Source organism: Jannaschia aquimarina (assembly GCF_000877395.1).
Classification (GTDB): domain Bacteria; phylum Pseudomonadota; class Alphaproteobacteria; order Rhodobacterales; family Rhodobacteraceae; genus Jannaschia; species Jannaschia aquimarina.
This window is the reverse complement of sequence record NZ_JYFE01000073.1, coordinates 1-5,659: the sequence shown is the minus strand read 5'-3', so window position 1 is coordinate 5,659 and position 5,659 is coordinate 1. Positions and strand designations below refer to the sequence as shown.

The following is a 5,659-nucleotide window of genomic DNA, read 5'->3' as shown; positions in this document are numbered from 1 at the left end:
GCTTACGGGGTCGGCAGCATCCGTCGCCGTATCGACGGCCGCGTCCGCTGCGGCTGACACGGCGGTTTCCTCGGTCAGCGCCGTTTCCGCGTCTTCGGCGACCTCCGGCGGATCGACGATCGTCGGGATCGGATCCGGCTCTTCCTGCTTGCGCAGAGCGACGACCTGAACACGAGTGGGGGCGCCCGCAAGTACGCCCAGTCCCTGCGCCGCGTCCGACGAAAGCTGAATGGTCGGCCCCGGATTGTCGCGCTCGCGCTTGAAGAGCGCGCCGACGATATACTTGCCATTGTCTGAGTTGCGGATGATTACCCGCTCGGGGCGCCGCACGTCGGGGGCCGCGATCCAGACGCCGCCGAGGCTCGGGCGTCCGTCCCAGAGCGCCTCGTCGGTCATCTCGAAGACTTCGGGCGCCTCGACGTCGCTGCCGAGAAGCTGGCCGGCGCTCGCGCTGGCATCGGTCCGCGTGGCATCGCCGGATGCACCGCCCTGACAACCCGCCAGAAGCGCCGCGACCGCGACCGTGGAAAGAATACGAAAGGGGGTTCGCGCCCCGGTAAGTGCCTGGATCACTGCTCGTTCCGCCTTTTGCTCGTATGGCGACCCGTTGGTCGGGCCTTGCCTTGCGGAAACGTTAACCGTGCGTTCAAAACCTGTGAAGACCGGGGGTGCGGTCTTCACACCAGATATGGGGCCGACCGTTGCGTCGGGGCCTCATGCTGCGGCAAAAATCAGGCGACCATATCCTCGGGGATGCTTTCCATCAGGTCCGGGATCTTCTTCTTGAGCTTGAAAAAGCCCGCCGTGCAATGGGGCCAGGCGCGCTGATCCCAAGCCCGGACCGGCCGAATGACCGGAATGTCCAAGGCCGCGTCCAACCGGTCGAGCCGGTCGCGAACGGGTCCGACCGGCGCATAGGGGGTCACGATCTGGTCGAGCCCGGCGGCCTGCGCCCAGGCCGCGATCGCATCGACATCCGAAATCGGGGTGCAGCAATCCTTGCCCAATCGCTCGCACGCATCTTCGGCCAGCGCGCGTGTGAAGGAAAGAACGTGGCCCGACACCTCGAACGGAGAGCGCCCTTCGGCGGCCGTCAGCACCGACGTGGCGACGGCATCAAGCCCGCGCGCGAACAGGTAGTCGGGGTGCAGATCGTCATCGTGCAGCAGAAGCCCGGTCTTCACGCCGCGTTGCCAATCCGCGTCGTCGGGCGGCGCGATGGGGTCCGGATGCGGGGCGTCATCGGGAACGGGCGTGTCGGTCGCAAGCTGGTGGCCGAGCGTCGCGGCGTCGAACCGCCCGTCGGTGTACTTCCCGATGTTGGAGGCGCGGGCGCGATAGGTCTTGCCCTTGGTGTGCAGCCCGGCCACCCACCGCCAGCTCAGCGTGTTCGAGGCCGGGTCGCCATCCAGCAAATGTCTGAGGAAGAAGTCGGCGCCAAGCTCCCAGGGCAGGCGCAACGTATGCATCCAGATCGACGCGAACCACATCCGCGCATGGTTGTGCAGGTATCCCGTCTGCACCAGCTCCCGTGCCCAGTGGTCGAAGGGTTCGATGCCGGTTTCGCCCTTGCAGGCCGCTTCCCATTCTCGGCGCAGGCCGGACTCCGTCGCGAGGCGGTTTCGTCCCCGCTCCACGCCTGCGCGATAGGCGGTCCAGACCGCTGGGCGTCTTTCCAGCCATCCCTTGAAGTAGGTGCGCCAGCAGACCTCCTGCAGGAACTTCTCGGCGGTGGACGGCGCGAAACGATCGAGGATCGCGGCGCAGGTCTCCGCCTCGGTCACGACCCGGTGCCGGATGTAGGGCGACAGGGACGACACATGGGGGTGCCCCGGCAGGTCGTGGTTGCGACGCGCGGCGTAGTTCCGGCCCGCCTTGGGAGCGAAGGCTTCGAGCCGGTCGAGACCGGCCTTGCGGGTGGGAACGAAGTCGAGGTCGGGCCGATCTTCGGCCCTATCGAGCGGGAGGCTGGCTTGGTCTTTCATCTTTTCCGAAGTAGCGCCGCCAGCCCCCCCGGCGAGGGGGGCGGCACAAGGATCGGGAGCGAAGAAGTGACGCAGCCGAATGCGCCGCTATCTAGGCTGCGGAGTGCATGCAGACCGAAGGACAGGATGGAAGCGTGAGCCGCGCCACTTGGCCCCGGTCCGTCCATTCTATGTCGAAAGTGACGTCGTTGATGCGTGCGATCCGGTCCATCAGGGCGAGGCCTTGACCCCCTTCGCGATGCGTCCCTTCGACCCGGCGAAGCGAAGTCTCGGACCAGACGATGGTGAGTCCGCCCGGCGTGAAATCGGCAGAGACTTCGACCCGGCCCCCGTGGCGGAAAGCGCCGTGCTTGCCGGTGTTCACAGCCAATTCGGAGAAGATGACGCCGAAGACGTCGATTTTTTCGGTCGGAAGCAGCAGCTCAGGATCCAGAGAGATCACAAGATCGCTCTGCGGACCGGCGAGGGGCTGGACCAGCATCCGCACGAGCCCGGCCAGGTGGACGTCTGCCACATGTTCGGGATCGTCGCGCCGCCCGACCACGTTCTGGGCGCGTCCCAGGGCGGCGAGGCGCTGGCTCATCTCGGCGACGAAGTCCGACAGTTCCGGTTTCCCGAGCGCATGGACCTGCATGAGCGTCCCGGCGAGCGTCAGGGTGTTGCCCTGCCGATGGCGCATCTCTTCCAGAAGTAGCTCGCGGGTTCGAGCCGCCATTTCGCGATCGGTCACGTCGCGGGATGTCGCGATGAACCCGCCATGCCTGCCATCGGTACCCTGGATCGGCACGACCGACACGTCCCACCAGCGGGGGCTGCCCTTGGCCGTCGGACAGAACGCCGTGATGTGGGTCGTTGTCGGAGGCGAGTTCAGGCAGGCGGCGGCGATCCGGTCGCGGGTCTCGTCCGGCCAGAAGTCGGCCCATTCGGCGCCGCGCACGAGTTCGAAATCCTCGAGTTCCATTGCGCAAAGCCCGCCCTGGTTCATCCAGAGCAGCCGGCCATCGGGCGAGATCAGCTTCACGCAGTCACGGGAATCGTCGAAGACGGCGGCAATCGAATGAAGGGACAGGGCGGTGGATGGGAACATCGTCGCGTTTCCGGGCGCAGGTGACATCGCCGATGATACGCGCGACGGTCCGGATCGGTCCCATCGGGAATACCTCGAATGCCGGATGTTAGCCATGATTGTGGCTGCGCCAGCGCCGGTCGGAAGAATTTCCGTTCAGAAAAAAGGTCTTGTAGTATCTAATTCACGTAAAACCCCGCCAATTCTGGCGGGGCTCTTAATGCGTAGAGATGGACTTGTCAGGCCGACGCGTTTTCCTCGGCCTTGTCGGCATGGATCAGAAGCGGAGCCGCGTCGCGGCGTACGGCCTCTTCGTTGACCACCACTTCCTCGACGGTTTCCATCCCCGGCAGGTCGAACATCGTGTCGAGCAGGATGTCCTCCATTATCGAGCGCAGCCCGCGTGCACCGGTCTTGCGCTCGATGGCCCGCTTCGCGATCGCCTGAAGTGCGTCATCGGTGAAGGTCAGCGTCACGCCCTCCAGTTCGAAAAGGCGCTGGTACTGCTTCACGAGCGCGTTCTTCGGCTGGGTCAGGATGATGACCAGCGCATCCTCGTCGAGGTCGGTCAACGTGGCGATGACCGGCAGGCGCCCGACGAATTCCGGGATAAGCCCGAACTTGAGCAGGTCTTCGGGCTCCAGCTCCTTGAAGGCTTCGCCAACGGTATGTTCTTCGGGCGCCTTGACGTCGGCGCCGAAGCCCATCGCGCTGCCCTTGCCGCGCTGAGAGATGATCTTGTCGAGGCCCGCAAAGGCGCCGCCGCAGACGAAGAGAATGTTCGTCGTGTCGACCTGCAGGAATTCCTGCTGCGGATGCTTGCGGCCCCCCTGAGGCGGAACGCTTGCCACCGTGCCTTCCATGATCTTCAGCAGCGCCTGCTGAACGCCTTCGCCAGATACGTCGCGGGTGATCGAGGGATTGTCCGATTTGCGCGTGATCTTGTCGACTTCGTCGATATAGACGATGCCCCGCTGTGCGCGTTCGACGTTGTATTCCGACGCCTGAAGCAGCTTGAGAATGATGTTCTCGACATCCTCGCCGACATAGCCGGCCTCGGTCAGCGTCGTTGCATCGGCCATCGTGAACGGCACATCGAGGATGCGCGCCAGAGTCTGCGCCAGAAGCGTCTTGCCGCAGCCGGTGGGGCCGATCAGCAGGATGTTCGACTTGGCCAGTTCGATATCGGATTTCGACGAATGGTCCAGGCGCTTGTAGTGGTTGTGCACTGCGACCGAGAGCACGCGCTTCGCATGTTCCTGCCCGATGACATAGTCGTCCAGCACTTCGCAGATCTCGCGCGGGGTGGGCGTGCCGTCGGCGGATTTGAGACCGGCCTGTTTCGTCTCTTCACGGATGATGTCCATGCACAGCTCGACGCATTCATCGCAGATGAACACGGTGGGGCCCGCGATCAGCTTGCGAACTTCGTGCTGCGACTTGCCGCAGAAGCTGCAGTAAAGCGTGTTCTTTCCGTCCCCGCCGCCGGAAGTCTGGTTGGCCATGGGTCGCCTCCTCGCGTCGTCCCGCGCTGCCCCCGCGGGTGTCGGAACCGAATGTTCCGCACTGCGTCACCTGATGCCTGACTGCGAACCTAGGAGGGAACGCCCGGGGGCACAATGGCGAAACGCCGCGACACGAGGTCGACCGCCGGATCGAGAGTTGCTGTTTTGCATCAACTGAAACGCGCCACCGAAGGAGTCCGGCGGCGCGCTTGCCCTGAGTGTGCAAGGCTTTGAAACAGATGGTGTTTTATTTGTCGTCCTTGCCTTCGACCTTGGTCGCCGCCTCGGCGCGGGTCTCGACGATCTCGTCGATGTGACCCCAATCCTTGGCTTCTTGCGGCGTCATCCACTTGTCGCGGTCGAGGGCCTCGCGGACGGTCTCGTAGTCCTGCCCGGTATGCCGGACATAGGTCTGGTAGAGCATCTCGCGTGTCCGCTCGATATGGCGGGCGGAGATCAGGATGTCCTCGGCCACGCCCTGCATCCCGCCGGAGGGCTGGTGGATCATGATCTCGGAATTGGGCAGGGAGAAGCGGAGGCCCTTCTCGCCGCCTACCGCGATGACCGACCCCATCGACGCCGCCATGCCGCAGATCAGCGTCGAGACGGCGGGCCGGATGTATTGCATCGTATCGTAGATCGACATCCCCGCCGTGACCTCGCCGCCGGGCGAGTTGACGTACATGCTGATTTCCTTGGTCGGGTTTTCGGCTTCAAGATGCAGGAGCTGGGCCACGACGAGCTGGCTCATGCCGCTGTGGACGGGGCCGTTCACGAAGACGATCCGCTCCTTCAGGAGGCGCGAAAAGATGTCGTAGGCGCGTTCGCCGCGGCTGGTCTGTTCGACCACCATGGGCACGAGATTGTTCTGAAAATAGTCGACTGGGTCTTTCATCGGGGGTCCCTTCCGGCGGGCGCTCCGGGGATGCGGGGCGCCATTCGGAAGGGACAGTATGCCCCGCCATCCGGGGGTTCAAGGCAGCCGGTCCGCACCCAAACCGGTGTGCACCCCCTGTGCACCCCCCGTGCACCCCCTGTCTGCACAATCGGCATCGGGCCGGTTGCGCGCCGCCTTGCGCGGCCCGCCCGGGGGCGGATCGGAC

Annotated in this window: 4 protein-coding genes and 1 pseudogene; all 5 read right to left on the bottom strand. The window is 64.7% G+C overall.

The features are described from left to right. Positions 1–573: pseudogene (locus jaqu_RS21985) on the bottom strand (SPOR domain-containing protein); the annotation flags it as partial. Between the two features lie 158 nt (positions 574–731). Continuing rightward, the gene (locus tag jaqu_RS18270; RefSeq protein WP_043920459.1) at positions 732–1,985 is read right to left on the bottom strand and encodes an FAD-binding domain-containing protein; all 1,254 of its coding nucleotides are present in this window, start codon (positions 1,983–1,985) and stop codon (positions 732–734) included. A gap of 91 nt (positions 1,986–2,076) precedes the next feature. Continuing rightward, positions 2,077–3,072 carry a PAS domain-containing protein gene (locus jaqu_RS18265; protein WP_043920458.1) on the bottom strand — a complete coding sequence of 332 codons (996 nt, stop codon included), beginning with the start codon at positions 3,070–3,072 and terminating at the stop codon, positions 2,077–2,079. A 218-nt stretch (positions 3,073–3,290) separates the two neighbouring features. After that, positions 3,291–4,556 (bottom strand): ATP-dependent Clp protease ATP-binding subunit ClpX, encoded by a 1,266-nt coding sequence (gene clpX / locus jaqu_RS18260; RefSeq protein WP_043920457.1) that lies wholly within the window; start codon positions 4,554–4,556, stop codon positions 3,291–3,293. A 247-nt stretch (positions 4,557–4,803) separates the two neighbouring features. Beyond that, positions 4,804–5,451, bottom strand: coding sequence for an ATP-dependent Clp protease proteolytic subunit (locus tag jaqu_RS18255; RefSeq protein WP_043920456.1), 648 nt, complete (start codon positions 5,449–5,451; stop codon positions 4,804–4,806). Positions 5,452–5,659 lie beyond the last annotated feature (208 nt).

Coding starts and splice junctions, on each gene's coding strand:
- clpX (WP_043920457.1), bottom strand. CDS start 4,556: ATGGCCAACCAGACTTCCGGCGGCGGGGACGGAAAGAACACGCTTTAC.
- jaqu_RS18255 (WP_043920456.1), bottom strand. CDS start 5,451: ATGAAAGACCCAGTCGACTATTTTCAGAACAATCTCGTGCCCATGGTG.
- jaqu_RS18270 (WP_043920459.1), bottom strand. CDS start 1,985: ATGAAAGACCAAGCCAGCCTCCCGCTCGATAGGGCCGAAGATCGGCCC.
- jaqu_RS18265 (WP_043920458.1), bottom strand. CDS start 3,072: ATGTTCCCATCCACCGCCCTGTCCCTTCATTCGATTGCCGCCGTCTTC.